This window comes from Streptomyces sp. NPDC030021 (assembly GCF_055574035.1).
This window is the reverse complement of sequence record NZ_JBVIAH010000002.1, coordinates 115,928-141,344: the sequence shown is the minus strand read 5'-3', so window position 1 is coordinate 141,344 and position 25,417 is coordinate 115,928. Positions and strand designations below refer to the sequence as shown.

The window sequence follows — 25,417 nt, the reverse complement described above, 5'->3', positions numbered from 1 at the left end:
GGAATCCCGAGAGGGAGCTTCGAGGCTTCACCCTTCGAGATCCTCACTCGGGTGCGTTCCTCCGGGCAGCGATCGCACCCCGAACTGCATCCGCGCACTCCTCGGGAGCCTGATGCTCCCAGAAGCGCAAGACAAGCCAACCCGCCTCGGCGAGCTTCTGGTCCGTCTCCCGATCCCGCTGCATGTTCCTGCCGATCTTCTCCCGCCAGTACTCAGGGTTTGTCTTCGGCGCTACGAAGTGATCAGGGCAGCCGTGCCAGAAACAGCCGTCGACGAAGACGGCAACGCGTACAGGGCGGAACACCAAGTCAGCGGTACGACGCATGTCCGGAAGCGGTTTGGCCGCCACGCGGTAGCGCAGCCCGCTGGCGTGCAGCAGAGACCGCAGTGCCCGTTCCGGTGAAGTGTCGCGGCTTCGGTTGCCCAGCATGCTGCGGCGGTTAGCCGCCGACGATGCCCAGGAGCCGGGGGGCGGGCTCCACGGAACGGGCTCGGAGGGTTCTTTCTTGTCCATCGCGTAGGAAGTCTAGGGACTTCCTACGCGATCGCCCCGGCTCCGGCGCTCCCTATGCCGCGCCCGTCTCGGCCTCGTAGTGGGTCTGGGCACGGTCCAGGATGTCGTCCGGGTCGCAACCCTGTGCCGCTAGCCAGTGGAGGACGTCGGCGATGAGATCAGCCACCGACTGCTCCACGGCCTGCGGGCGCCAGGCGGCGGGAGGGTGCGGGCTATCGGAAAGACCGCGGTAGGCCGCCAGGACGGCCGCTCCGCGTTGCACCCGACGGTACTGCCGGTCCGACTGGAGTGCGAGTTCGCACCAGACCGCCTTGCCGGTTGCCGTCAGAACCGTGCCCCAGTCAACCGCCAGCGCAGCCAGCAGGTGCAGGCCCCTGCCGGACTCTTCTTCACGGGACGGCCGCTCCATCACAGGGGTGGTGTGGCTCTTGTCGTGGATCTCTACTCGAAGACGTGCCTCAGCAGGCTCTGACTCCATGACCAGCGTCGCGGACGTGCCCGCACCCACATGCTTGATCACATTGGCCGTGAGTTCTGTGACGGCCAGCTGCGCATCTTCAGCGAGGGCCGGGAGACCCCAGGCAACAAGTTGATCTCTGACGATGCGTCGCAGGAGACACAGTTCCGCAGCCTCCGCCGTGAACGGCAGAACACAGCGAGACCGGCGGTCGACAGACGGATATCCACTCATGGAGCTCCCTCCCATGCCACGACAGCACCTGCACCAGTCGTATCCGTACGACTGCGCTGCGTAGCGTCACGAGTGGAGTATCGCATTGAGAAGTCTCACCATGTAACTTCTCACGAGAATCGTCCGGGTGAATTCCGACGGCGCAACGTCCGTCGCACATAGCCTTGTTGCCTCCACTCCGGCAGCAGAACAGCACCTCGGGAGACGGCACGCATGTCAGCCAGAGCAACCACCCGACGCCGACAGCTCGGGGCGACCATGCGCAAGCTGCGCGCCCGCGCGGGCATGACTCTGGAGGAGGCCGGCCACGTCGTCGGCGTATCCAAGGCCACCGTCAGCCGGTACGAGACCCAGGCGGGGCCGGTGAAGTGGCCCATCGTGGAGGCGTTGTGCCGCGAATACGGGGCCACCGATGCTGAGCGGACTGCAGTCGTAGAGCTAGCGAAGGGCGCGAAGCGGCAGGGATGGTGGAACTCCATCGCCGACTCGATTCCGGAGAGCATGAATCTGTTGCTCACCCTGGAGGACGAGGCTGTGAGGGAGGACCACTTCAACTGCCTCTACGTACCTGGGCTTCTCCAGACACGCGCCTACACAGAAGCCGTCCAGTACGCCTCAGAGATGAGGCTGCCACCCAAGGAGATCGAGCCGCTCGTCGATATCCGGATGAAACGGCAGGAGATCCTCGACCGCCCCAAGCCACCACACCTCTGGGCCATCCTCGACGAGTCGGTGATCCGACGTGTTGTGGGCTCGCGGCAGGTGATGAAAGCTCAGCTCGAGCGCCTCCTTGAGGCCAACGAGTCTCAGCACATCACCTTGCAGGTGCTGCCCTTCTCCAAGGGTGCGCACTCCGCCGCCATGGGCAGTTTCGTGATCATCGGCGGGCCCGAGCCATCCTTGGATGTCGTGTACGTGGACACTCACGTAGGTTCGCTGTTCATGGAGCAGGACAAAGAGCTGGACCGCTACCGGCTTGCCTTCGAGTACCTCCGCGCACAAGCGTTGGACATGGCTGCATCATCAGCACTAATCAAGCGTGTCCACGAGGAGTTGTAATGAACCTCATCTCACCGGCCATAGGCACCACCGTCTGGGTCAAGTCCTCCTACAGCGGGGCCGAGCACAGCGAGTGTGTCGAGGCAGCATTCGTCACCTACTCGATCGCTCTGCGTGACTCCAAGCGACCGATGGGAGAAACGGTTTCGTTCGGGGATGTGGCTTGGCGCGTCTTCATCGAAGGGCTTCGGAACGCACAGCCGTAGCGGTGGTTCTCGGCACCACAAGAAGCCAGAGCGGCCGTGACAACCGCACCAGGTACCGGCCAGCCGCGGCACCGGTCACATCCACTGAACGGGGCATCCAGCCCCACCGCTACCAACCACCAGATTCAACCGGCCTTTCGTGGGCTCAGCCGCTGGCCATGACGGGCGGGATGGTGTCGCATGGCGCTGCATGGCAGGGTCGACCTCATGCGGATTCTCGTGATGGGTGGCACATGGTTCCTCGGCCGAGCGATCGTTGACGAAGCACTTCGACGCGGGTGGGAGGTGACGGCGTTCAACCGTGGCCGCTCCGGTGCGGTCGAGGGCGCCGACACTGTCCGGGGCGACCGGACCAGCCCCGAGGACATGAAGCGGCTCGCCGCACATGGGCCGTGGGATGCTGTCATCGACACCTCCAGCAGCGAGTTCCCTCCCCGTGATGTGCTCCTCGCCGCCGAGGCCCTGCGCCCGGTCGCCGCCCGGTGGGTGCACGTGTCCACGGTGTCCGTCTATCAGGGCTGGCCCCACCAAGCGCTCACCGAGGACTCCCTTCTGCTGGAGTGCCCACCGGATGCCGACGAGTTGTTCGGGCACACCAGCGCCGACGGCAGTCCGACGAAGTACGGGTTCCAGAAGGCGGGCGGAGAGGCTGCTGTACGCGCCGCCTTCGGGGACGACGTGGTGTTCCTGCGGCCCGGGGTGATCTTGGGGCCTGGCGAGTACGTCGGCCGCCTCCCCTGGTGGCTCACCCGAGCCCAGCGCGGCGGCCCGATCGTCGTCCCGGCGCCGGCCGCCCAGAGGATCCAGCCTGTGGACGTGCGGGACGTCGCCGCCTTCGCCGTCGATCAGGCCGGCACCGGTGGCACCGGCCGGGCGTTCAACATCGCCCACCCCGGGGGCGTCAGCTGGGCCGACTTCATCGCCACGTGCCTGGCCGTTACCGATAGCACCGGCAGCCCGGTGTGGGCCGATGCGGCGGCACTCACTGCGCACGGTGTCAAGCAGTGGACGGAGCTTCCACTGTGGCGCACCCACTCCGGGGTGTGGTCCGTCGACGCTTCCCGTGCCGTGGCTGCCGGGCTCCGCTGCCGTCCGCTTGCCGACACCATTGCCGACACCTGGGCGTGGATGCAGGCAGATGGTCGGCCGGTCGAACATCCGAGGTGGGCCGAGCACGGCATGGACCCCGCCAAGGAAGCCCAGATCCTTGCCGCCCTCGGCTACTCGTAGGCGCAGGGGCTGGATCAGGGCTCGATGGTAAGGAGCCCGCTCCCCGTACCCAACTGCCTCGGCGCCGAGAGACGCCCGAACTCTTCGATCTGCTCGCCGAGCGTGACGGCCACCTGCGTCCCTCTGAACGCAGGGGCCGTCAGCGCACGACGCAAGCCGCCAGTGCGCTCCAAGAGTCCCGCCACACGCTGTTCTGCTGGGATCACCCACACCGTCTCCAGCGTCGCCGCCGCCGCGTCCAGGTCGCCCCGGAGCACCTGCGCCGCAGCGAGGTCGGCCGCGGCCTTGCCCCGGACCGCTACCGACTGCCGGGCCGGCGGCCGGGACGCGACCAGGTCCAGCGCCCGCTGCGCAGTCACCTCGGCCCCTGCCCCGTCGCCGACGAGCAGGGCGGTGGTGCCGTTGGACATCAGCAGCCGTTCCTCGTTGAAGGCGAACTCGCCTCCGACGTCGTCGTGCAGGGCGTCCCGATCGCCGCTGTCCTGCCGCGTGGACGCGACGAGCGCGCGGGTGGCCCGTTCCCGGTCCCCGAGGTGTCCGTGGGCGCGGGCTTCGATGGACAGCAGTCGCCGCCGGGCCGTGTCGCCCAGACCGGCGTAGGCCATTGCGGTCCGCGCGTGGCGTACGGCCTCCGAGGGGCGGCCCGTGAAGTACGCGCAGATTGCCAGGGATCCGGTGGCGTAGGCCCGTAGTGGATCGAAGCGGGCCATCTCCCCGTACAGGGCCGCCGACCGGGCGAGGCGTGCCGAGTCGTCCAGGGCGCCGAGGTCGAACGCGGCGGTCGACAGCAGCGCGCATGCCTGTCCCGCCACGATCAGCAGCTCCTGTTGCTGCGCAGGCACCTTGGTGAGTCCACGTTGGTGCTCGGCCTCCGAGCGGAGAAGCCTGGCCCGCCGGAACACCTCGAAGGCGCTTGCGGCGCCGTACGAGCGGGCGAGGGACAGGGCGTCGTCACGGAGCTGGTCGATGGTCGTGTCGGATACGGACTGCGCGGCGGCAGCCCCCGCCTCATCAGCGGCGTCACGTGCGGTCATGGCGATTTCACTTTCGAGGTCGTACGCAGTGGGAGTCACCGATGCCGAGGGCGACAGCGCGGGCGGTGGCCCGAACAGCGCCGCGGCGTCCACGCCGAAGAGTTGCTCCAGTGCCCGGCACGTGTCCGGTCCCGCCATGGTCTTGATCCGGCCCGACGTCCACCGCCGGAACTGTGCCTCCGACACCGACATGCCCTGCACTCCGGCCTGTACGGCCGCGCGCTCGAATGCCGTGACGAAGTCCCTGTAACGCCAATGCCGTTGCTGGACTAACACGCGCAGCAGCGTCGCCGGATCGTCCATCGGTCGCTCCCTCAAGGTCAGGAGACGGGCCACGTCGCGCCCGCTCCACTTCGTGCCTACTGCTCAACATCCCTGCTGCGCAATGGAATCCGTGCAGATGACATCGCGGTGCCACCTCCATGACACCCCGGTCACCCTGGCGAGCACCTGAGGACACCAACCGCGTCGTGGCCGTGACACCCGCACCAGGGGGACCCTTACGCCACCTCGAAGACCCCGGCGAAAGGGAGTGGAACGTGAGCGGCCCCCGGCTTCCCCGAAGAACCCCTGGCGCGATCAGCACGCACTACGAGGCCGTCGTGGCCCCGTACGTGGAGACGTCAGCCGGCACCCCGTCGGAGCGCCGCGGCCTGCCCCGGGCCGCCGAGGCGTTCCGTAGCCGGAACAGCGACCCCTCCACCTGGAGCTCCGCCCAGTTCGACGCCTTCCTCGGCCTCGGAGGAGCCCAATGAGCGAGACCACGGGGACGAACGTCTGGGTCACGGAGGACACCGGGCACCGGTTCCTCGGCCAGGACGTCGCACACCCCGCCAGCGGACGTCGCGGAACCGTGGGCGCCGTCCTGGTCTACGTATCGAAACTCACCGATAGGCCGGTCAGGAAGGTGGCGCACATGCGCCCGATGGACCACTCGGGTCGGGAATGGACTGCCGATCCGAACACTCTCCATCTCCTACGGCCGATCGCCCACCCGGCCCAGCCCAGCGAGACAAGGGGCTGAACAGGCTTCCCGTCGGTGCCGACCAAGCGGACGGCACCGACGGGGAACGGCGCCAGAGCGCCGCGCACGAAACCGGCGAGGTGCCATACGGCACCAGACCGGCGGCACCAGAGCGGATCCAAGCTGCCCGTCCCGGGCGGTCACCCTTCCACCAAGGAGATCAGCTATGCCGAAGCCCAGGAAAGAGAAGCAGAACCACCTCATCTACGCGGACGTCGTGGACTCCAAGTCCAAGGCGGGCGTGTGGATGGGAGAGCGCGCCTCCTTCCGCGACAAGCAGGGCCGCATCCTGGAGGCCCTGAAGGACCGCACCGACTGGGTCAGCCTGGAGGGCGCCGTCATGGTCATCAGCACCGAACCGGCCGGTCTCACGGTCATCGCGCCGAACCCGACTCTCCCCGGTGTGATCGTCCTCTCCGACGGCGGTTCCCCCGCGGCCTCCGCCCGGCTCCAGGCCGACGCCGAGGACAAGGTCCGCGCCGTCATGGCCGAGCTGGGTATCGCCGAAGAGGAAACGGCGGCCTGACCCAGTGGCCACTCCCCAGCTTCTGTGGGGGAAATACTTCCAGTACGACCGGGACGGGGAGGCTGTCCTCCTCGACCCGGTCACGCTGGAGAGTGTGCTTCTCGACCCCGGCCGCGACGCACTTAGCCCTCGCCGGGCTCGGCTTCACCAAGGACGGCCCTGCGGCCGACCGCCGTGAAGCACTCCACCACCGCCTTTACACCCTGGGCATCGACCCGACGCCGCGTCGGATCAGCGGCCTGCGGGTAGTGCTCACCGACCGCTGCAACATGGCCTGCACGTACTGCTTCGTCGACACGAACAGCGGCAAGCCGGACATGACGGAGCAGGAGCTCGCCGCCGGCCTTGAGTTCCTGTTCGAGCAGAACGCTGGGCAGGAAGAGGTCTCGATCCAGTGGTTCGGCGGCGAGCCGACGATCCGCTTCGACCTCATGAAGTACGGCGACGAACTCGCCGACACCCTCGCGGCCCGGCACGGCGTACAGCGGGTCCGGCGCACGGTCGTCACCAACGGCGCTCGCCTGACGGACGAGGCCCTCGACCACTTCGTACAGCGCGAGTACGGGGTGGGCATCTCCATCGACGGCCCGCCGGGCATCAACTCGGCGAACCGGCTCCTCCTCGGCGGACAGCCCGCGGACGACCGCATCCGCCGCAACGTCCGGCGCCTGGTCGAGGCGAAGGGCCTGCACGTTGGCTGCAACCTCACCCCGACGGCGTCGAACATCGGGCGCCTGGCCGAGAGCGTGCAGTGGATCATCGACGACCTCGGCCTCAAGTTCATCTACGTCAACACGCCCATCCCCACCGAGGGCGAGTGGCGGGTGAACGGCACGGACCTGGCCCGGGAGCTCTACGAAGCCCGCCTGACCGCACTCGGGAAGGGCGGGATGCTCTTCTCCGTCCTCGACCGCGCCTTCCAGGCCCTCGATACCCGCCGGCCGATGCTCTTTGACCACATGCAGGGCGACCGCAGCCTCAACGCCGCCCTCCTGCCCGGCAACCAGGTCAGCGTCTGCGACATCAACTTCACCGAACCCGAGTTCCTCCACACACTCGACGAGCTACGGTCAGACCCCAGCCGCCTCACAAGGGCGACGAAGAAGGTCGCGCCGATCCCCGCGTGCGGCGACTGCCCGGCGCTGGCCATATGCGGCGGCCCGTCCCGCAACGAACAAGCCCTCATCGGCGGCAGCACGCCCGACCCGCAGATGTGCGCTTTCTACACCAGCACCGTGGCCATCGCGGTATGGGACAACACGGGGGTGCAATGAGCACCCCGGTCCGTACGGCGCTGATCTCGACGGCGGGGCACTGCGAGGTCGCGTGCAGTTTCTGCTTCCGGGCTGACCGCGCCCGCGGCTTCCTCACCACCGCGACGTACACCCGTGCCCTGTCGCGGCTGAAGGAGACCGGGGTGGAGGGCGTGTGCCTCACGGGTGGTGAGCCGACCCATCACCCAGACCTCCGGCAGCTCGTCCGCCTGGCTCTCCAGTTCGGCATGACGGTGTCCATGGTGACCTCGGCCCGCTCGGAGGCTGAGGTCGCTGCCCTCGCGGAGGTCGGTCACCTTCTGACCAACGTGACCGTCTCCGCGGACTCGCAGGGCGCAATGACGCTCGGCCGCACCACACGGACGGCGGCCTCGGCCGTCGCGACGCTGGACGCCGTCGACACCCCCTCGAAAGTCCTTCACCTCACCTACTGGGGTGTGGACGCCGACGAAGCCGCGCAGCTCATCGACCTCGTAGCGGGAACGGGAATCGACGTCCAGCTGAGTCCCGTCCTCCTCTCCGAAACCGCCCTGCGCCGGGACAGCCGATCACTCCAGGACTCCCTGATGCAGAGGGCACGCGACACGGCGGCACTCGACCAGTACTTCCGCCTGTCCAACGGATACCGCTCCTACCTCGACGACCTGCGGCAGCTACAGCTGTCCAAGGAGGAGAGCCACCCCTGTCGGTCGGCAACGCTCTACATGTCAGCTGACGGCGACGTGCGGCACTGCCCCTATGGAGCATCCGAGGTCAGTGTCCACGCCCCACGTACCGATATCCGAGCCTTCCTCGACGCGCCGGCCACGGACCGCGTCGTACCCGACTGCGCCGCCATCTGCCGCCCGGCGTCCCGCGACTGCGCGGTGGCCTGACCTTGGAGGTCTACGTGCAACCGTCGGTCTCCGTCACCGATCCCGACGACTTCAACACCCACTGGAGGAAGCCGCCGAACTTCCGCATGCAGGTCCCGTTCGACTACCTGTTCCTGCCGGCAGTCGACATCCTCGACCATGTCCGCCGGGACGAGGAGGTGCGGTTCACGATCCTCGGCGAGGACGACTGGAAGGTGCGCATGGACCGCACCGCCGCGTTCCGTACGGCCCCGGTCGAGGAGATCGCCACATGGCCGTTCCGCCTGGTGCACTTCAACCTCGCCCGGTTCTACGGCGAGATCCTGGCCGGCTTCCAGAACGAGGTCATGGTGCCCTGGCGCACCTATCTGTCGTCGCAGGGATTCACGTGGCAGCGGTGCGCGCCCATCCTGTTCCTGTCCACCGAGGGGGCGGCCTCGACCTACCACAACGACAACTCGCACGGTCTGGTGTGGCAGGTCCAAGGGATCAAGACCTTCCACAGCTACCACAACCCCGACAAGCACCTGTCCCCCGAAGCCGCGGTCCTCGGTGAGACCACCGCCGAAGACCCCCCACCGCACGACGAGGCTCAGCGGCAGTCGGTGACGATGCAGCCAGGCGACCAGCTGTGGAGCCACGCCCTGACCCCGCACTGGGTCACCACCGAATCACCACTCGCGCTCAGCGTCACGCTCTCCCACGGCGGCCTCTCCCGCCGCGGCCGGTACGCCGACCGCGAGCTGGCCCTGCGCGCCCACTGGGATAAGAACCCCGCCGAGGCGTGGACCCTCGACCTCGGCCACACCCGGTACTGAGCGAGCCCCCGCTGCCCCACCGCCAGACAGGCGGTGGGACAGCGGTGCGTCTACCCCTGGCTCAGGGGGTGAGGCGGTTCGGCCCCCGGAACAGGAACGCAGCTTCGCGGATCGAGTCCAGGCCGAGCATGACCATCAAGATCCGGCCCAGGCCGGCGCCGAGGCCGCCGTGTGGCGGGCACCCGAACCGGAAGATGTTCATGTAGTCCTGCATCGGCTCTGTGTCCATGCTCTTCTCCTCCGCCTGCTTGAGCAGCACATCGGAGCGGTGCTCACGCTGGGCCCCGGTGGTGATCTCCAGGCCCTTCCAGAGCAGGTCGAAGCTGAGCGTCAGGTCCGGCCGGTCCACCGGACGCATGTGGTAGAAGGGCCGGATGCCGGCCGGGTAGTGCGTAATGAACACGAACTCGTGACCCGTGAGCTCCTTCATATGGGCGGCGATGGTGCGCTCACCCTCCGGGTCCAGGTCCTCCTTGACGCCTTCGGGGTCCCAGCCGCCGGCCCGCAGGATCTCCTGCGCCTCGGCCATCGTGATCCTGGGGAACGGAGCCTCCGGCACAACGACCTCGATGCCGAAGACCTCCTGGATCGCCTCACCGTGGACCTCGGCAACCTTCGCGATGGCATGAGCGAGCATCCGCTCCTCGAACGCCATCACGTCCTCGACGTCGTCGATCCACGACAGCTCAACGTCCACGCCGGTGAACTCGGTCGCGTGCCGAGATGTGTACGACGGCTCGGCCCGGAAGACAGGCCCGACCTCGAAGACCCGGTCGATGCCCGCGGCCACGGCCATCTGCTTGTAGAACTGCGGCGACTGCGCGAGGTAGGCCGAGCGGTCGAAGTACCCGAGCTTGAACACCTCCGCGCCAGACTCCGACGCGGTGCCCATCAGCTTCGGCGTGTGCATCTCCGTACAGCCGTTCTCCGTGGCGTACTCGCGCAGCCCCTGCTCCAGGGTCGTCTGCGCGGCGAACACCATCTGCGCCGTGGCACGCTTGCGTACGTCCAGGAACCGCCAGTCGAGCCGGTGCTCGGGGCCGGTGTGCTCGTCAATCGGCAGCGGCGTCTCCGCCCGGTTCAGCACCTCGATCGTCTCGGGGACGATCTCCAAGCCACCCAGGTTGACCTGGGCCGCCTCTACGAGCCGGCCGGTGATCCGGACGGCGGACTCAGGGGTAACCGATTCGATGATGGCTTCAAGCGGGCCGCCGTCGCGCTTGTGGGTCACCTGGACCATGCCGGAGTGGTCCCGCAGGATGACGAACTGCATCTTGCGCTGCAGCCGGAGCGCGTTCACCCAGCCCGAGACGGTGACGGTCTGGTCGAGGTGTGCGCGTAGGTCAGAAACCAGTACGCGGCTAGTCGTGTGGATCATCGCAGCCCTCCAGGGGCGTCGTCATGATCCCTTGGAAGCGTGGGCGAGAAGGGTACTCGCGGTGCCACCACGCCTTTGCCACCGCCAGACAGCGGCGGCCTCATTCAGCCCGATGACGGGGGCAAACCGGCGGGGCATTGGGCCCGTGGGCCTTTCCTCCCCGCGCTCGGGAGGGTCTTCACCACGGGGCACGAGTCCGCCTTCACAGCTACCGGCGGCTCTCTCTGCTCGCGTGATCCGTGGCTACTCGTCTCCGTCGACGCGTTGCCCGAAAGGATACGGATGCAGTAAGAGCCCCGCAACGGAATCACAGCGGCAGCGCCGGACGTGGCCGGAGATCGATTGTGAGGGGCTGAACCAAAGACTGCTGATGCTGATGCGCCCGGGCGACGCAATTGCGATGGCGCGTCCCATAGCTGCGGCGTCCCTGCGACAGCGCGGTTCCCGCCTCCTACGATGGAATGAGTTGCTTTTCCGCCGCATCCCCAGGGGGCGTGATGACTCAGGACGGCTTGCTCAGGCTCCGCATGGAGCGCGCGTTCCCCGTAGCGCCCGGGGTGGTGTTCCAGGCCTTGACCGATCCCGTGGAGCTGGCGAAGTGGTGGGGGCCGGACGGGTTCAGCATTCCCCGGGTGGAGAGCGACCTGCGGCCCGGCGGGTCCTATCGGATCGAGATGCAACCGCCGGAAGGGGGTTCCTTCTTCCTCACCGGCGAATTCCTCGAAGTGGAACCTCCCGCCCTGCTGTCGTACACGTTCCGCTGGGAAGAACCCGACCCCGAGGACCGGGAGACGATCGTGGTCCTGGAGCTGCACGGCGACGGCACGGGCTCGACCCGGCTCGTCTTCGTGCAGCTCGGCTTCGCCACCGAGGGACGTCTCGCCCTGCACGACGAGGGCTGGACCCAGGGCTTCGACAAGCTCGAGGGCCTGCTGAAGGCCTAGCGGGCTACCTGTCGGCCGCCGCGTAGGCGGCCGTGGCTACCGCGGCCGCCGCCGTGAAGACCGCCGGCCAGGCGCCGATCTTCTTCGCCAGGGGGTGCGACCCCGCAAACGCGGCGACGTAGGCCGCGCCCAGGAGGGCCGTCGTCGCCGGGGTCGTGCGGCGGTGCCATTCGCGGGCCGCGAGGGTGCCCGCGGCCGCGAGGACCACGCCGCCGAGCGGGCGTACGCCGGTCCAGCGGGCCGTGGCGTAGCCGCCGACCAGGCCGGCCGCTGCTACTGCCGAGGTGGGAATCTGCGCCATCGTGGGGTCCTCCAGCCGTTCGAACGTCTCCGGACGAGGCTAACGCGCCCGCCGCGTGAAGCGGCGCGCGGCCGTCACGCCCAGGACCACGACGGCTCCGCCGAGGACGCCGGGCGGGACGGTGTCCTGGACGGTGCGGGGCAGGACGGCGATGACGCCCAGGGTGATGAAGAACGCCACCGCGCACGCGGCGAGGCCGACCAGGGCTTTGCGCAGGAGAGAACTGGACACACGGGTTCAACGCCGGGCCGGGGGACGGCGATACGGGCGGGCCGGAACACCGTACGGAAGTCGGATTTGTCGCACACCCTCCGGATCCGCGCAGGTGCCCTCCGTGGAACCTCCCCGGCGTAGATTCACTCTCCTACACGGGCGATACGACCGAAGCCGCCCAAGCCGGCCCAAGGAGCTGCAAACGTGATCTGCTATGGACCGGCCGTGCTGGACCTGTCGGACGAACTGGCCGACGCCTACAGCGAGGTGTTCTCCGCGCCACCGTGGAACGAGGACGAAGAAACCATTCGCCAGTTCTCCCTCCGGCTCCAGGCCGACAGCCGCCGCGCCGGTTTCCGCACCGCCTTCGCGCAGTCGCCCGCGGGCATCGACGGCTTCGCCACCGCCTGGCTGACCCCCAAGTCCTTCCCCCGCGACCGCGGTTACGGGCAGGTCTCCGCGCAGCTCGGCCGGCAGCGCGTACGGGAACTCCTCATCGGCGCCCTGGAGATCGACGAGCTCGCCGTACGCCCGCACGCGCGCGGGACCGGCACCGGGCGCACCCTCCTCGCCGAGATCACCGCCGACGCCCCCGACGGCCGCGCCTGGCTGCTGACCGCCCGGGTGGCCACCGACACCGTCGCCACCTACCGGCGCCTCGGCTGGCACGAGGTCACCCCGCTGCCCGGCACGCAGAACGGCGTCGTCGTCTTCCTCGCCCCGGACCACCCCTCGGCCTGAGCATCGCGCACGCCCCACCCGGCATACCCGGGGCATGATCACCGCACTCGCCCGTACCGCCCAGCGACAGCTGAACATGGCCACCTACCACCAGCTCAAGCAGGCCGGGATCCCGGCCGCCACCATCAGCGGCCGCAGCCGCCGCGAAGGGCCCTGGCAGCGGCTCCTGCCACGGGTGTACCTCCTGCAGACCGGCCCGCCGGCCGCCAGGCAGCAGGCGCTGTCCGCCGTCCTGTACGCCGCCCACCCCGCGGCCGATCCGCTCTCCGGGGCCACCGCCGCGCTCACCGGCGGCGCCGCGCTCGCGCTCCTGGGCATCCGCGACGCCCCGCCCGAACCGCTGGACGTCCTGGTCCGCGCCCCGCGCTCCCCGGCCGCCGCAGGCCGGGTCCGGCCCTGCCCGACCTCGCGCTGGCCCGCCACCATCCACATCTCCGGCGTCCCCAGCGCCCGCCCAATCCGGGCCGCCGCCGACTTCGCGGCCCGTACGGACGATGCCGACCTGGTGCGCTCCGTACTGGCCAACGTCGTCCAGGGCGGCTGGTGCCACCCGCACGACCTGCACGCCGAACTGCGCGCGGGCCGCGTCCGCGGCCGCCCCGCCGTAGGGGCCGCGGCCGCGGAGCTGGTCGCCGGGGTCCGCTCGATCGCCGAGGGCCGCGCACGCGACACCCTGGCGGCGACCGACCTCCCCGCCCCGCTCTGGAACGCCCGCCTCCACGGCCCGGACGGGGCCTTCCTCGCCAGCCCGGACGCGTACTGGCCCGAGGAGGGCGTGGCACTGGAGATCGACTCCGCGGAGTACCACTACACGCGCGACGCCTGGCAGGCCACCCTGCACCGGCGGCTGCGCCTGGAATCCCTGCGCGTCCTCGTGGCCAGTACGACCCCCGGGCTCCTGCGCCACAGACCGGCGGACGTGATCGCCGCCCTGCGCGCGCTCCTGGTCCTGGGCGCCGCCCGCCCCGCGCCCCCGGAGGTCACCACCCGCGGGCACGCCCAGCTGGAACTGCCGCTCCCGAGATCCGCCTGCGGGGGCTACGCCCCGAAGGCGCGGGACACCGTGTAGATCAGCAGGCCGGCCAGGGCGCCGACCACCGTGCCGTTGATACGGATGAACTGCAGGTCACGGCCGATGTGGGCCTCGATCTTGCGGGAGGTGTGCTCGGCGTCCCAGCCCGCCACCGTGTCCGTGATCAGCGAGGTGATCTCGGTCCGGTAGGTGGTGACGACGTAGACGACCGCGCCCTCGATCCAGCCCTCCACCTTCGCCTGCAGACGGCCGTCGGTGGCCAGGCGCGCACCGAAGGAGATCAGCGAGGCGCGGACCCGCAGGCGCAGCTCGCTCTGCTCGTCCTCCGCCGCCGAGATGATCATCGACCGGATCGCCGACCACGCGGAGGCGATGACGTCCTGGACCTCGTCGCGCGCCAGGATCTCGGACTTGAGCCGCTCCACCTTCGCACGGGTCTCCGTGTCCGACTGGAGGTCGGCCGCGAAGTCCGCCAGGAAACGGTCCACCGCCCCGCGCGCCGGATGCTCGGGCATGTCCCGCATCTCCGTGACGAAGCGGAGCAGCTCCTTGTAGACGCGCTCGCCCACCTTGCGGTCCACGAACCGCGGGGTCCAGCCGGGGGCGCCGCCCTGGACCGCGTCCGTGATCGAGGCCCCGTGCGTGACGAGCCAGTCGTGGGCCTTGGCGCAGATGAGGTCGACGGCCCGGCGGTGGCCGCCGTCCTCGACGACCCGCTCCAGGGTCTTGCCGATGCCCGGCGCGATCTCGGCGGTCTCGGCGCGCCGGGTGATGGCCTCGCCCACGACGGCCTGCACGTCGGAGTCGCGCAGCACGGTGAGCGCGCCGCGCAGGGCGGCGGCCAGCTCGGCCGTGACCCGGTCGGCGTGTTCGGGCTCGGCGAGCCAGGAGCCGAGGCGGCCGCCGATGCCGAGGGCGTGGAGCCGGGCCCGGACCACGTCGGAGGAGAGGAAGTTCTCCCCGACGAACTCGCCCAGGGAGACACCGAGCTGGTCCTTCTTGGTCGGGATGATCGCGGTGTGCGGGATGGGCAGGCCGAGCGGACGCCGGAAGAGGGCGGTCACGGCGAACCAGTCCGCGAGCGCGCCGACCATGCCGGCCTCGGCCGCGGCGGCGACGTACGCGGCCCAGCCGCCCGCGCCCCAGGCGTGCTGGGCGTACTTGGCGAGTACGTAGACCAGCGCGACCAGGATCAGCAGACCGGTCGCGGTGGCCTTCATCCGGCGGACCCCGCGGCGGCGCTCCTCGTCGGCGGCGCTGAACACGAACGCGCCGCGGGTGGGTGGCGGTGGCGGTCCGGTCCTGGTACCTCCGGTGGTGCCGGGACCTCCGGTGGTGCCGGGACCTCCGGTGGTGCCGGGACCTCCGGTGGTGCTGCGGTTCTCCACGTGCTCCTGCCTTCCCCCGGGGGCGCCGGTTTTGTATGCACAGCATCCGACTCCTGAGCGGGGCGCGGAGTTCCCGCCACGCCAGTCCGCTCCCGCGGGGGTGACGGTCCCAATGCACCCGGGCTGCGCCCGGGCTCCCCGGCACTCTGCCGAGCCGATCCCGCAGGGCGGGTCCGGGCCGGTCGGGCCGCATCGGTCTGCGGGCCGGGATCCGGGCGCGGTGCGGGCCGGGTGCGCGGGGCCGGGGAGGGGTGTCTCCTCGGCTCGGCGCGTGCGAGCCATCTCGGCTGTACCCGGCGGTCGCGCGCTCGTCCTGCGGGGACACCCCTCCCCGTCCCCGCTCCCCACGCGCGGGCGGATCCGGGAACGACCCTGGCGGTCCGTGGGTCCAGGTAGCGCTGTCGGAGCCTCGCCGTGGGGCGGGGACACGGCGGAGTGTCCCCGCAGGACGAGCGCGCACCACCGGGCACCACCGCGACATGCCGCACCGCGCGAGCCGAGGAGACACTCCGGCGGGGCACCGCCCCACACCACCCAGCCCCGCCGGCGATTGAGGCGCGGGGCCCGGGGCAGAACCCCCGCACCACCGACCGGCCGGAGCCGAACCGCAGAACCCCGGCACCACCGACCGGCCGGAGCCGAGGCGCTACAGCTCCTTGCGGAGAGAGGGGCCGTCCACGGGCCGCTTGCGCTTCTTGACCTTGATCTCCACGCCGCCCCAGAAGGCGAAGCCCGTCACCACCACCCGCGGCGCACCCGGCTCGGACGGGCCCGGGCTGTCGCGCTGGTCGAACGCGCCCATGAAGCCGAAGCCACGGACGTCCAGTTCCACCCCCGGCGGCACCGTGATCTGGATGCCGCCCATGACCGCGACGCAGTTGATCACCACTTCGCGCTGCGCGAAGTCCGCCTCGCGCAGGTCCAGCTCCCCGCCGCCCCAGAACGCCACCGCGTCGAACCGCGCCGGCACCGTCCACCGGCCCTTGCGCTGGAAGCCCGACATCACCGCGACGGCCGTCGCCGAGCTGCCCGCCCCGCCGATCCGGCCCGGCCAGGGCTCGGCGGCCGCCGTCGGCCGGGCCACCGGCCCGCCCGACGGCGCCGGCAGGTCCCGCGTCAGCGGTTCCAGTTCCGCGTACGTCCGCGACTTGCACGCCGCGTCGAGCCGCTCCTCGAACTCCTCCATGTCGAGCCGGCCCTCGGCGACGGCGTCCCGCAGACGCTCCACCACCCGGTCCCGGTCGGCGTCCGACGCCCTCAGCTCCGGCAACGGCTTCTCCGGCCGCTCGTCACTCATGCGGACCAGACTATGCAGGGTTGTCGGCGAGTTGTACGACTCGACCCCTGAGATCGCCCCCGGATCGTCCCCGGATTTCCCCTGATTCAGGCGATGCGGGGAATCGTCAGCCGCGGCCCGCGTACATCCGCGCGATCACGTCCTCGATGTCCGGCTCCCGCACCGACAGGTCCACCAGCGGATAGTCCGCCGCCACCGCCGCCACCAGCGGCGCCGCCGACGCCCCCGCCGGGAACGCCAGCCACTGCCGCGGACCCTCCACCTTCACCACCCGCGCCCCCGCCACACTGATCGGCGCGAGCTCCCGCTCCAGGTCCACCACCAGCGTCCGCTCGCTCTCCCCCACCGCCCCCGCCGCGTGCAGCCCGCCCAACGGCCCGTCGTACATCAGCCGCCCGTGGTCGATCACCATCACCCGCTCGCACAACTGCTCGATGTCCTGGAGGTCGTGCGTGGTGAGCAGCACGGTCGTACCGAGTTCCTCGTTCAGCTGCCGCAGGAAGCCCCGCACCTTCGCCTTGCTCACCACGTCGAGCCCGATCGTCGGCTCGTCCAGGTACAGCACCTCCGGATCGTGCAGCAGCGCCGCCGCGATGTCCCCGCGCATCCGCTGCCCGAGCGACAACTGCCGTACCGGTACGTCCAGCAGCTCGGCCAGGTCGAGCCGCTCCACGCACCGCTCCAGGTTCTCCTCGAACCGCGCCCGCGGCACCCGGTACAGCCGCCGCATCAGCCCGTACGAGTCCTTCAGCGGCAGGTCCCACCACAGCGTCGTGCGCTGCCCGAACACCACCCCGATCCGGTGCGCGAGCCGCATCCGCTCCCGCGCCGGGTCGATGCCCGCGACCCGCAGCCGGCCGCCGCTCGGCGTCAGGATGCCGGTCAGCATCTTGATCGTGGTCGACTTCCCGGCACCGTTGGGCCCGATGTAGCCGACCATCTCGCCCCGGGCGACCTCGAAGCTGATCCCGTCCACCGCCCTGACCTGGCGTTTCTCCCGGCGCATCAGGCTCACCCGGCGCCGTACGTCAAAAACCTTCTCGACCCCGTCCAACGAGATCAGCGCATCCGCCACAGCTCTAGCTCCCCGTGCTTCGGTACGAACGGACTCCCGCGCGCCAGGCCAGCGACGCGGGCAGGAACACCACGAAGGCCACCAGCGGGCTCAGGTACGCGACCCACCCGGGCAGTCCCAGCGGATCGGGCCGCCCCAACACGTGCAGCGCCGGAAGCCAGTTGACGAATGCCAGCGGGACGATGAAGGTCACCCCCCGCAGCAGGTCCTTCGCGAAGACCGTCGGCGGGTACTGCAGCATCGTGCAGCCGCCGTAGGTGAAGGAGTTCTGCACCTCGGCCGCGTCCCCGGTCACGAACTGGAAGGCCGCCCCGGTCACCATCACGGCCGCGAAGATGGCCGCGCCGGCGAGCACCATCACGGGCACCAGCAGCACCTTCCCGGCCGTCCAGTCCACGTCCAGGGTCCAGACCGCCCAGCCCATCACCCCGACCCCCTGCGCGATCCGGCCCAGCCGGCGCAGCGCGAACCGGTCCGCCGCGACCTGCGCGAGCACCGGGACCGGCCGCACCAGCATCGTGTCGAGCGACCCGTCGCGGATCCGGGCGCCGATCCGGTCGGTGTTCCCCAGCAGCAGGTCCGCCAGGCCCAGGGAGGCCGAGCAGGACCCGTACAGCAGCGCGATCTCGGGCAGCGTGAAGCCGCCGAGGGCGTCCACGTGGGAGAACATGATGGCGATCGCGACGAAGTCCAGGAGGGTGATCGCCGCCTGCCCGACGGTCGTCAGGACGAAGGACATCCGGTACGTCATCGTGGAGCGGATCCACATGCCCACGATCAGCCGGTAGCCGCGCAGCCCCTCCAGAACCGGACCGCGCCGCGGCGCCCCGCCCACCGCGGCATCCCGCTCCCCGGCCCGCGCCCGCGCCCGCGCTGGTACCGCCGCCTCCACACCTGCCCCAGCCTCGGCCTCAGCCACCCTGGACCACCACCTTCCGCGTCGCGGCCGACTGCAACAGCCGTCCCGTTCCCAGCAGTACGAGCGCCCACCCGGCCTGGAAGCCCAGCGCCTCGGCCGCACCCCCGGCCCCCGCGTGCTTGCCCAGCAGGACGTCCATCGGCACCTGCAGCATCGCCGCCCACGGCAGGGTCCGGACGAACTCGCCGAAGCCGCCCGGGAAGACGGTCAGCGGCAGCAGCATCCCGGAGAAGAAGATCGAGGCGACGGTGGCCATGATGTTGATCCCCGCCCCGTCCATCAGCCAGAAGGCCACCAGCCCCACCATGTAGCGCAGCGCGAAGCTCACCACCAGCGCCAGCAGGACGGACACCAGGAACAGCAGCCAGCGCAGCGGATCGACGGGCAGCGCCAGCGGGAACGCCAGCGCCCCCGCCACCAGCGGCACCACCCCGCGGCCCAGCAACTGGAAGCCCGCCCGGCCCAGATCGGCCGCGAGCCACCACATCTGGAGGTCCGCGGGCCGGTAGAGGTCGACCGCGATGTCACCCGTCCGGATCCGCTCTTGGAGCTCCTCCTGGAAGCCGCCGCCGATCAGGGCGGCGGCGGCCAGCAGCGACTGGCTCACCCAGACGAAGGTCAGCGCCTGCGACTGGTCGTAGCCGCCGAGTCCGGGCCGCTCGTCCCACAGCGCGATGTACGTGTACGCGACGATGAACCCGAACACGGTGTTGGTGAACACCCCGGCCGCGGTCGCCGTCCCGTAGGTCGCGTAGCGCCTGAATCCGCCTGCCGCGACCGCCAGGTGGAGACCCACCGCCCGACGCACTCCCTGAGGCACTCCGCGACGCACTCCGCCACTCGCACCGCCACTCGCACCGCCGCTCGCACCGTCACCCGCTCCGCCACGCACTTCGCGACGCACTCTCCGGCGCACCGTATCCCTCCGTTTCCCACGTCGTTCCTACGTCGGCCAAAGCGCGCGAGCTTAGTGCGGAGGGGCGAGCCACGCGACCGATTTATGCCCGTCCGGAGCGGAATCAGCGGCCATCGGGTAGACACCATGAGGTACAGAAGTGGATATTTTGAACGGCGTCGAGGAGTCCTGGAGATGAGCGACCAGTCACCACCCCCGGGCTGGACCCCTCGCGACCCCGACACCCCGCCCGACGTACCGCAGCCGCGGGCAGAACCGTCACCGCCGGAGCAGGCAGAGCAGGCAGGGCAGGCAGGGCAGGCAGGGCAAGCGCAGCAGATGGACCAGGGCGGACCGGGGAAGAACGCCCGGCGCGGGAGAACCGGCCGGCGCCGCTTCCTGCCCACCTGGCGCATGGTCCTGGGCGGCATCCTGCTCATCGCCCTGCTGATCGGCGGCGCGCTCGTGGCCGGCTACCTGCTGGTCGACATCCCGCCGGCCAACGCCGCCGCCACCGCGCAGTCCAACGTCTACCTCTACTCCGACGGCTCCCAGATCGCCCGCGACGGCGAGGTCAACCGCGTCAACGTGCCGCTGTCGCAGATCCCCCGGACCGTCCAGGAGGCCGTACTGGCCGCCGAGGACCGGGACTTCTACTCCGAACGGGCCGTCGACCCCAAGGCGATGCTCCGCGCCGCCTGGAACACCGCGACCGGCAAGGGGACCCAGTCCGGTTCGACCATCACCCAGCAGTACGTCAAGAACTACTACTTGGGCCAGGAACAGACGATCAAACGAAAGGTCAAAGAGTTCTTCATCGCGATCAAACTGGGTCGCGAGAAGTCGAAGAACTACATCCTTGAGGGCTACCTGAACACCAGCTACTTCGGCCGCAACGCCTACGGCATCCAGGCCGCCGCCCAGGCCTACTACGGCAAGGACGTAGGCAAACTCACCACCGCCGAAGGCGCCTACCTCGCCACCCTCCTCAACTCCCCCAGCGCCTTCGACGTCGTCGCCCACCCCCAGAGCCGCCCCCGCGCCCTCGCCCGCTGGAACTACGTACTCGACGGCATGGTCAAGAAGGAATGGCTGCCCGCCGCCGAACGCGCGACGACGCAGTTCCCCGAACCGGGCAAGGTCCGCGCCGCCGCCGGCCTGTCCGGCCAGCGCGGCTACCTCGTCGAAGCGATCAAGGACTACATCGTCGACAACAAGATCCTCGACGACAAAACCCTCGCCGAAGGCGGCTACCGCATCACCACCACCATCGACAAACGCCGCCAGAACGCCCTCGTCGACGCCGTCAACGACCAGATGGTCAACAAGCTCCAACCCGACAAGCGCAAGGCCGACCGGCTGGTCCGGGCCGGCGGCGTCTCCATCGACCCGGCCACCGGCAAGGTCCTCGCCATGTACGGCGGCATCGACTACACCAAGCAGTACGTGAACAACGCGACCCGCCACGACTACCAGGTCGCCTCCACCTTCAAGCCCTTCGTCTTCGCCGCCGCCGTCGAGAACGACTCCCGCACCCAGGACGGCCGCCGGATCACCCCGAACACGATCTACAACGGCGACAACAAACGCCCCGTCGCCGGCGGCCGCATCCGCTTCGCCCCCGAGAACGAAGGCCAGGTCTCCTACGGGAACATCACCGTCAACACCGCCACCGACCTCTCCGTCAACGCCGTCTACGCGCAGATGGCGGTCGACGTCGGCACCGCCAAGGTCAAGAAGACCGCCATCGACCTCGGCATCCCCGAGAACACCCCCAACTTCGTACCCGGCCCGGCCATGGCCCTCGGCACCCTGCAGGCCAGCGTCCTGGACATGACCCAGGCCTACGCCACCCTCGCCGACCACGGCCGCCGCACCCCCTACACCTTCCTGGAGAAGATCACCAAGGGCGGCGACACCATCAGCCTCCCCCAGCGCACCCCCACCCAGGCCATCAGCCGCGAAGCCGCCGACACCACCACGTCCATGCTGGTCAGCGTCGTGGACAACGGCACCGGTACGGCCGCCCTCGCCGCCGGCCACCCCGCCGCGGGCAAGACCGGCACCGGCGAACTCGACCGCTCGGCCTGGTTCGCGGCCTACACCCCGGACCTGGTCACCGTGATCTCGATGATGGGCCAGGACCCGGACACCGGAACCCTGGAATCCCTCTACGACGCCCTCGGCGAGGCCCGCATCGGCGGCGGCGGCTACCCCGCCCGGATCTGGGCCGCCTACACCAAGACCGCCCTGGAAGGCACCGACCCCGTCGACTTCGACCTGGAACTCCAGCCCGGCGCAGCCCAGCCCCCGCCGCCGCCCAGCCCGGAATCCAACCCACCGCAGGAAACCCCCGGAGAACCCTCGCCCAGCGCCCCCGAACGCCCCACCCGGCCCTCCCCGTCGAACTCCACGGGCGGCCGCAACCAGGGCGGACAGAACAACGGCGGCCAGAACCAGGGCGGACAGGACAACGGCGGCCCGGTGAACGGAGGCCAGGACAACGGCGGCCAGGACAACGGCGGCACCACCCAGGGCGGCGACCAGGGCGGCACCACCCAGGGCACACAAGGCAACACGCAAGGCGGCACCCAGGGCAGCGCACAAGGCGGCGACGGAGGCCCGGCGGACGGCCTCCGCCCGCCGTCGGCGTTCCTGGAGTAACCGGGACAGACCTCCGGTCAGTGACCGGAGGTCGCCTTCAGCCCCACCACGGCGACCAGCAGCAGACAGATGAAGAAGATCCGGGCGGCGGTGACGGGCTCACCCAGCACCGCCATACCGAGCACGGCCGCGCCGGCCGCGCCGATGCCCACCCACACCCCGTACGCCGTACCGATGGGCAGCGTCTTCGCGGCGTACGACAGCAGCACCATGCTCGCGACGATCCCGGCACCCGTGAACACACTGGGCCACAGCCGGGTGAAACCTTCGGTGAACTTCATGCCGATCGACCAGCCGACTTCGAGCAGACCGGCGACGAGAAGAAGAACCCATGCCATGACGGCACCTCCGAGACATCGAGCGATACGGGGTGCGTCGTCTTGTCGTACCCGGTACGGCGCGTCTCGTCGGGTTCTCCTCCACCGTAGCAAAGGGCAGCGAAAAGGGCCGGTGACCTGCGCCACCAGCCCCTTCTCAGACCTACAGGTACAGCCCGGTGGAGTCCTCCGACCCCTCCAGCCGCTCCGCGGCCACGGCGTGCAGGTCCCGCTCGCGCATCAGCACGTACGTCGCACCCCGCACCTCGACCTCGGCACGGTCCTCCGGGTCGTACAGCACCCGGTCACCGGGCTCGACCGTCCGGACGTTCTGCCCGACCGCGACCACCTCGGCCCAGGCCAGCCGCTTGCCCACCGCGGCCGTCGCGGGAATCAGGATGCCGCCGCCCGAGCGCCGCTCGCCCTCCGGCAGATCGGACTTCACGAGCACGCGGTCATGCAGCATGCGAATGGGCAGCTTGTCGTGGGTGGTGTTCTCGCTCACGCCCCGAACCTACCTGCCCGCGCCCGTCCCGTACCGCTCAGGGTCATCCGCGCTTGCGGCGCGCCGACACCACGAGCAGCCCGACCAGGCTCACCGCGACCAGCGCGACGGGCACGATCCGGCCCACGCGCGGAGCCCCGTCGTCATGGCGCAGACCGTCCCGCAGATCCGTCACCATCCGGTTCACCGTGGCGAAGGCCCGCCCGGCGGTCTGGTCGACGGTCGAGGCGACCCGTGCCTTCGCGTCCCCGATGATCGTCTTCGGGTGCATGCGCACGCCGATCTCGTCGAGCGTCTCGGCGAGCTGCTCACGGCGGCGGACGATGTCCGCCTCGATCTGTGCGGGGGTCCTGGCTTCCGGCACCGCGCTGCCTCCGTCGTCGTCGTGGTCGTGTGGGGCGTAGTCCACCATGAACAGTCTGTCAGCTTAGTCTCATGGGCATACCGATCCCCTCCCGAGGAGAGTGTCACGATGAGCGAGCGACTCCAGCCGGGCGACACCGCCCCCGCCTTCACCCTGCCCGATGCGGACGGCAACGAGGTCTCGCTCGCCGACCACAAGGGCCGCAAGGTGATCGTCTATTTCTACCCGTCCGCGCTGACCCCGGGCTGCACGAAGCAGGCCTGCGACTTCACGGACAACCTGTCCTTCCTGACGGGACACGGCTACGACGTCATCGGCGTGTCCCCGGACAAGCCGGAGAAGCTGGCGAAGTTCCGCGAGAAGGAGGACCTGAAGGTCACCCTGGTCAGCGACCCGGAGAAGGAGACGCTGACGGCGTACGGCGCGTACGGCGAGAAGAAGCTGTACGGCAAGACGGTCACCGGGGTCATCCGCTCCACGGTGGTCGTCGACGAGGAGGGCAAGGTCGAGCACGCCTTCTACAACGTCAAGGCCACGGGCCACGTAGCCAAGATCATCAAAGACCTGGGCCTCTGACCCCGCCCTCCCCACCGCAAGCGGCCCGCACCCCACCGGTGCGGGCCGCTCCGCTTATCGGACGTAACTACCCGCATATCGGTTCGTTGATCCGTGCGAGGCCACGAACGCGTGGCCGGAACGGAGGGGGCCGGGGTGCCGATCAGTCAGTACACGAAGGAACGCCTCGCGGAGGCGGCGCGCACGTCGCGCACGCTGTCGGAGGCGCTGGAGAAGCTGGGGGTCGACCCGAAGAGCGGCTCGCGGCGCTATCTGCACGACCGCATGCGGAAGCTGGGCGTGGACACGTCCCACTTCGAGCGAGCGGAAGCCGTCAAGTGGACGAGGGAGATCCTGGCCGCGGCTGTCGCCGATTCGACGAACATGTGCCAAGTTCTGCGACACCTCGGCCTTGAAGTCGTGGGTGGCCACCACACGCACATCAGCAGGCGCGTCAAGGCGTTCGGCATAGACACCTCCCACTTCGAACGGCCCTCGCCCGCCAGGCGGCCGAAGACCCGGCGTGCCCCGGAGAGCCTCCTGGTCAGGCGGGACGACCCGCACGCCCGGCGTGCGCAGAGCGCGCACCTGAAGCGGGCACTCGCCGCACTGGGCGTGCCCGAGGTGTGCCGGATGTGCGGCACACCTCCGACCTGGCAGGGCTATCCGCTGCCGCTGGAGGTGGACCACATGGACGGCGACTGGCGGAACAATCTGCCCGAGAACCTGCGGCTGCTCTGCCCCAACTGCCATGCGGTCACCACCACGTGGTGCCGCGGAGGACGACGCGATCGATGATGCCGCTTCCCCTGAACGGCACGGTGCGCAGTAGAGTGTCCATGGCTCGCGCCCGTACGCGACCTGGTTAGCGGTGGTCTTTAGGTGGCCACGTATGTCGGTTCGAATCCGACCGGGCGTACCGAAGACGAGGCCTGGTTCCCCCACCCGGAGGGAACCAGGCCTCGCCGCGTCAGCCCAGGAGGGCGCGGACGAAGGGGACCAGGGCGCGGAAGGCCTGGCCGCGGTGGGAGATGGCGTTCTTTTCCGCCGGGGTCAGTTCCGCGCACGTGCGGGTGTCGCCCTGCGGCTGGAGGATCGGGTCGTAGCCGAAGCCGCCGATGCCGGACGGGGTGTGGCGGAGGGTGCCGAGGAGGCGGCCCTCGACGACGCGTTCGGTGCCGTTCGGGAGGGCCAGGGCCGCCGCGCACGCGAAGTGGGCCCCGCGGTTCTCGTCGGCGATGTCGCCGAGCTGGGCCAGCAGCAGGTCCAGGTTGGCCTTGTCGTCGCCGTGGGCGCCGGCCCAGCGGGCCGAGAAGATACCGGGGGCGCCGTGCAGGACGTCCACGCAGAGGCCGGAGTCGTCGGCGACCGCCGGAAGGCCGGTGGCGCGGGCCAGGGCGTGGGCTTTGAGGAGGGCGTTCTCGGCGAAGGTGACGCCGGTTTCCTTGACGTCCGGGATCTCGGGGTACGCGTCCGCGCCGACCAGCTCGTGCGGCAGGCCGGCGTCGGACAGAATCGCGCGGAGTTCGGAGACTTTGCCCGCGTTGCGGGTGGCCAGGATGAGGCGGCTGGGCGTCGAGGTCATGCCCCCATTATCC

At 69.9% G+C, this 25,417-nt stretch carries 29 protein-coding genes, 1 tRNA gene and 1 riboswitch; of the genes, 15 read left to right on the top strand and 15 right to left on the bottom strand.

The window, feature by feature from the left end:
- Positions 1-43 precede the first annotated feature (43 nt).
- A complete protein-coding gene (locus ACZ4YL_RS03725) occupies positions 44-514 on the bottom strand; it encodes a very short patch repair endonuclease (protein ID WP_389114177.1) in 471 nt (156 codons plus the stop codon).
- 52 nt (positions 515-566) lie between these two features.
- Positions 567-1,205 (bottom strand): ATP-binding protein, encoded by a 639-nt coding sequence (locus ACZ4YL_RS03720; protein WP_468113568.1) that lies wholly within the window; start codon positions 1,203-1,205, stop codon positions 567-569.
- A gap of 213 nt (positions 1,206-1,418) precedes the next feature.
- Here ACZ4YL_RS03720 and ACZ4YL_RS03715 point away from each other — a divergent pair, with 213 nt between their 5' ends.
- The 3 genes from ACZ4YL_RS03715 (at position 1,419) to ACZ4YL_RS03705 (ending at position 3,700) form a co-directional block, all read left to right on the top strand.
- Positions 1,419-2,264, top strand: coding sequence for a helix-turn-helix domain-containing protein (locus ACZ4YL_RS03715; RefSeq protein ID WP_468113567.1), 846 nt, complete (start codon positions 1,419-1,421; stop codon positions 2,262-2,264).
- A complete protein-coding gene (locus tag ACZ4YL_RS03710; RefSeq protein ID WP_468113566.1) occupies positions 2,264-2,470 on the top strand; it encodes a DUF397 domain-containing protein in 207 nt (68 codons plus the stop codon). The genes ACZ4YL_RS03715 and ACZ4YL_RS03710 overlap by 1 nt, the downstream gene beginning before the upstream one ends.
- A 207-nt stretch (positions 2,471-2,677) precedes the next feature.
- Positions 2,678-3,700 (top strand): NAD-dependent epimerase/dehydratase family protein, encoded by a 1,023-nt coding sequence (locus ACZ4YL_RS03705; RefSeq protein WP_468113565.1) that lies wholly within the window; start codon positions 2,678-2,680, stop codon positions 3,698-3,700.
- Between the two features lie 14 nt (positions 3,701-3,714).
- Here ACZ4YL_RS03705 and ACZ4YL_RS03700 read toward each other — a convergent pair whose 3' ends face one another.
- Complete coding sequence (locus ACZ4YL_RS03700; protein ID WP_389114182.1) at positions 3,715-5,037, bottom strand: tetratricopeptide repeat protein; 1,323 nt, start codon at positions 5,035-5,037, stop codon at positions 3,715-3,717.
- A 236-nt stretch (positions 5,038-5,273) separates the two neighbouring features.
- Here ACZ4YL_RS03700 and ACZ4YL_RS03695 point away from each other — a divergent pair, with 236 nt between their 5' ends.
- From ACZ4YL_RS03695 to ACZ4YL_RS03675, 5 genes are all read left to right on the top strand, one after another.
- The gene (locus ACZ4YL_RS03695) at positions 5,274-5,489 is read left to right on the top strand and encodes a hypothetical protein (protein ID WP_389114183.1); all 216 of its coding nucleotides are present in this window, start codon (positions 5,274-5,276) and stop codon (positions 5,487-5,489) included.
- A 435-nt stretch (positions 5,490-5,924) separates the two neighbouring features.
- Positions 5,925-6,284 carry a hypothetical protein gene (locus tag ACZ4YL_RS03690; protein ID WP_266907177.1) on the top strand — a complete coding sequence of 120 codons (360 nt, stop codon included), beginning with the start codon at positions 5,925-5,927 and terminating at the stop codon, positions 6,282-6,284.
- A gap of 92 nt (positions 6,285-6,376) precedes the next feature.
- Positions 6,377-7,558, top strand: a complete 1,182-nt coding sequence (locus ACZ4YL_RS03685) for a radical SAM protein (protein ID WP_468113564.1) — start codon at positions 6,377-6,379, stop codon at positions 7,556-7,558.
- Positions 7,555-8,433 (top strand): radical SAM protein, encoded by an 879-nt coding sequence (locus tag ACZ4YL_RS03680; RefSeq protein WP_468113563.1) that lies wholly within the window; start codon positions 7,555-7,557, stop codon positions 8,431-8,433. Before ACZ4YL_RS03685 ends, ACZ4YL_RS03680 begins: the two co-directional genes overlap by 4 nt.
- 14 nt (positions 8,434-8,447) lie before the next feature.
- Positions 8,448-9,230 carry a hypothetical protein gene (locus ACZ4YL_RS03675; protein WP_468113562.1) on the top strand — a complete coding sequence of 261 codons (783 nt, stop codon included), beginning with the start codon at positions 8,448-8,450 and terminating at the stop codon, positions 9,228-9,230.
- Positions 9,231-9,291: 61 nt separating this feature from the next.
- On the opposite strand, the gene aspS is transcribed toward ACZ4YL_RS03675, so the two are convergent.
- Complete coding sequence (gene aspS / locus ACZ4YL_RS03670; protein WP_468113561.1) at positions 9,292-10,608, bottom strand: aspartate--tRNA(Asn) ligase; 1,317 nt, start codon at positions 10,606-10,608, stop codon at positions 9,292-9,294.
- A 497-nt stretch (positions 10,609-11,105) separates the two neighbouring features.
- Here aspS and ACZ4YL_RS03665 point away from each other — a divergent pair, with 497 nt between their 5' ends.
- Positions 11,106-11,552 carry an SRPBCC family protein gene (locus ACZ4YL_RS03665; RefSeq protein WP_468113560.1) on the top strand — a complete coding sequence of 149 codons (447 nt, stop codon included), beginning with the start codon at positions 11,106-11,108 and terminating at the stop codon, positions 11,550-11,552.
- A 4-nt stretch (positions 11,553-11,556) separates the two neighbouring features.
- On the opposite strand, the gene ACZ4YL_RS03660 is transcribed toward ACZ4YL_RS03665, so the two are convergent.
- Both ACZ4YL_RS03660 and ACZ4YL_RS03655 read right to left on the bottom strand, forming a co-directional pair.
- Entirely contained in the window at positions 11,557-11,853 is a 297-nt protein-coding gene (locus ACZ4YL_RS03660; RefSeq protein WP_301370832.1) for a hypothetical protein, read from the bottom strand.
- 39 nt (positions 11,854-11,892) lie between these two features.
- On the bottom strand, positions 11,893-12,084 hold the full coding sequence (locus ACZ4YL_RS03655; protein WP_468113559.1) for a hypothetical protein: 192 nt from the start codon (positions 12,082-12,084) through the stop codon (positions 11,893-11,895).
- A gap of 186 nt (positions 12,085-12,270) precedes the next feature.
- On the opposite strand from ACZ4YL_RS03655, the gene ACZ4YL_RS03650 reads away from it, so the two are divergent.
- Together ACZ4YL_RS03650 and ACZ4YL_RS03645 are read left to right on the top strand one after the other, a co-directional pair.
- Positions 12,271-12,807 (top strand): GNAT family N-acetyltransferase, encoded by a 537-nt coding sequence (locus tag ACZ4YL_RS03650; protein WP_468113558.1) that lies wholly within the window; start codon positions 12,271-12,273, stop codon positions 12,805-12,807.
- Positions 12,808-12,841: 34 nt separating this feature from the next.
- Positions 12,842-13,876 (top strand): hypothetical protein, encoded by a 1,035-nt coding sequence (locus tag ACZ4YL_RS03645; protein ID WP_468113557.1) that lies wholly within the window; start codon positions 12,842-12,844, stop codon positions 13,874-13,876.
- Here ACZ4YL_RS03645 and ACZ4YL_RS03640 read toward each other — a convergent pair.
- The 5 genes from ACZ4YL_RS03640 to ACZ4YL_RS03620 all read right to left on the bottom strand — a co-directional run bounded on the left by ACZ4YL_RS03640 (position 13,846) and on the right by ACZ4YL_RS03620 (position 19,315).
- Positions 13,846-15,510: a DUF445 domain-containing protein gene (locus tag ACZ4YL_RS03640; RefSeq protein ID WP_468113556.1), complete on the bottom strand. Its 1,665-nt coding sequence runs from the start codon at positions 15,508-15,510 to the stop codon at positions 13,846-13,848. The two genes, ACZ4YL_RS03645 and ACZ4YL_RS03640, sit on opposite strands and share 31 nt — an antisense overlap.
- A 364-nt stretch (positions 15,511-15,874) precedes the next feature.
- Positions 15,875-16,525 (bottom strand): DUF1707 SHOCT-like domain-containing protein, encoded by a 651-nt coding sequence (locus tag ACZ4YL_RS03635; protein WP_468113555.1) that lies wholly within the window; start codon positions 16,523-16,525, stop codon positions 15,875-15,877.
- A 106-nt stretch (positions 16,526-16,631) separates the two neighbouring features.
- Positions 16,632-17,600, bottom strand: coding sequence for an ABC transporter ATP-binding protein (locus ACZ4YL_RS03630; RefSeq protein WP_301370822.1), 969 nt, complete (start codon positions 17,598-17,600; stop codon positions 16,632-16,634).
- Positions 17,601-17,604: 4 nt separating this feature from the next.
- Entirely contained in the window at positions 17,605-18,519 is a 915-nt protein-coding gene (locus tag ACZ4YL_RS03625; RefSeq protein WP_468113554.1) for an ABC transporter permease, read from the bottom strand.
- Entirely contained in the window at positions 18,512-19,315 is an 804-nt protein-coding gene (locus ACZ4YL_RS03620; RefSeq protein WP_373037163.1) for an ABC transporter permease, read from the bottom strand. The genes ACZ4YL_RS03625 and ACZ4YL_RS03620 overlap by 8 nt, the downstream gene beginning before the upstream one ends.
- A 294-nt stretch (positions 19,316-19,609) precedes the next feature.
- Between ACZ4YL_RS03620 and ACZ4YL_RS03615 the strand changes: the two genes are divergently transcribed.
- Positions 19,610-22,078: a transglycosylase domain-containing protein gene (locus ACZ4YL_RS03615; protein ID WP_468113553.1), complete on the top strand. Its 2,469-nt coding sequence runs from the start codon at positions 19,610-19,612 to the stop codon at positions 22,076-22,078.
- Positions 22,079-22,095: 17 nt separating this feature from the next.
- Here ACZ4YL_RS03615 and ACZ4YL_RS03610 read toward each other — a convergent pair whose 3' ends face one another.
- From ACZ4YL_RS03610 to ACZ4YL_RS03600, 3 genes are all read right to left on the bottom strand, one after another.
- A complete protein-coding gene (locus tag ACZ4YL_RS03610) occupies positions 22,096-22,416 on the bottom strand; it encodes a DMT family transporter (protein ID WP_030158619.1) in 321 nt (106 codons plus the stop codon).
- Between the two features lie 31 nt (positions 22,417-22,447).
- A riboswitch (guanidine-III (ykkC-III) riboswitch) is annotated at positions 22,448-22,517 on the bottom strand.
- 41 nt (positions 22,518-22,558) lie between these two features.
- Entirely contained in the window at positions 22,559-22,900 is a 342-nt protein-coding gene (locus tag ACZ4YL_RS03605) for a GroES family chaperonin (protein WP_030009035.1), read from the bottom strand.
- A 43-nt stretch (positions 22,901-22,943) separates the two neighbouring features.
- Positions 22,944-23,264: a DUF3618 domain-containing protein gene (locus ACZ4YL_RS03600; protein WP_468114078.1), complete on the bottom strand. Its 321-nt coding sequence runs from the start codon at positions 23,262-23,264 to the stop codon at positions 22,944-22,946.
- 108 nt (positions 23,265-23,372) lie between these two features.
- Between ACZ4YL_RS03600 and bcp the strand changes: the two genes are divergently transcribed.
- The 3 genes from bcp to ACZ4YL_RS03585 all read left to right on the top strand — a co-directional run bounded on the left by bcp (position 23,373) and on the right by ACZ4YL_RS03585 (position 24,738).
- On the top strand, positions 23,373-23,840 hold the full coding sequence (gene bcp / locus ACZ4YL_RS03595) for a thioredoxin-dependent thiol peroxidase (RefSeq protein WP_030009033.1): 468 nt from the start codon (positions 23,373-23,375) through the stop codon (positions 23,838-23,840).
- A 135-nt stretch (positions 23,841-23,975) separates the two neighbouring features.
- Entirely contained in the window at positions 23,976-24,617 is a 642-nt protein-coding gene (locus tag ACZ4YL_RS03590; protein ID WP_468113552.1) for an HNH endonuclease signature motif containing protein, read from the top strand.
- Between the two features lie 48 nt (positions 24,618-24,665).
- A tRNA-Leu gene (locus ACZ4YL_RS03585) sits at positions 24,666-24,738 on the top strand.
- Positions 24,739-24,789: 51 nt separating this feature from the next.
- Here the strand turns inward: ACZ4YL_RS03585 and rdgB are convergent.
- On the bottom strand, positions 24,790-25,404 hold the full coding sequence (rdgB, locus tag ACZ4YL_RS03580; RefSeq protein WP_468113551.1) for an RdgB/HAM1 family non-canonical purine NTP pyrophosphatase: 615 nt from the start codon (positions 25,402-25,404) through the stop codon (positions 24,790-24,792).
- Positions 25,405-25,417 lie beyond the last annotated feature (13 nt).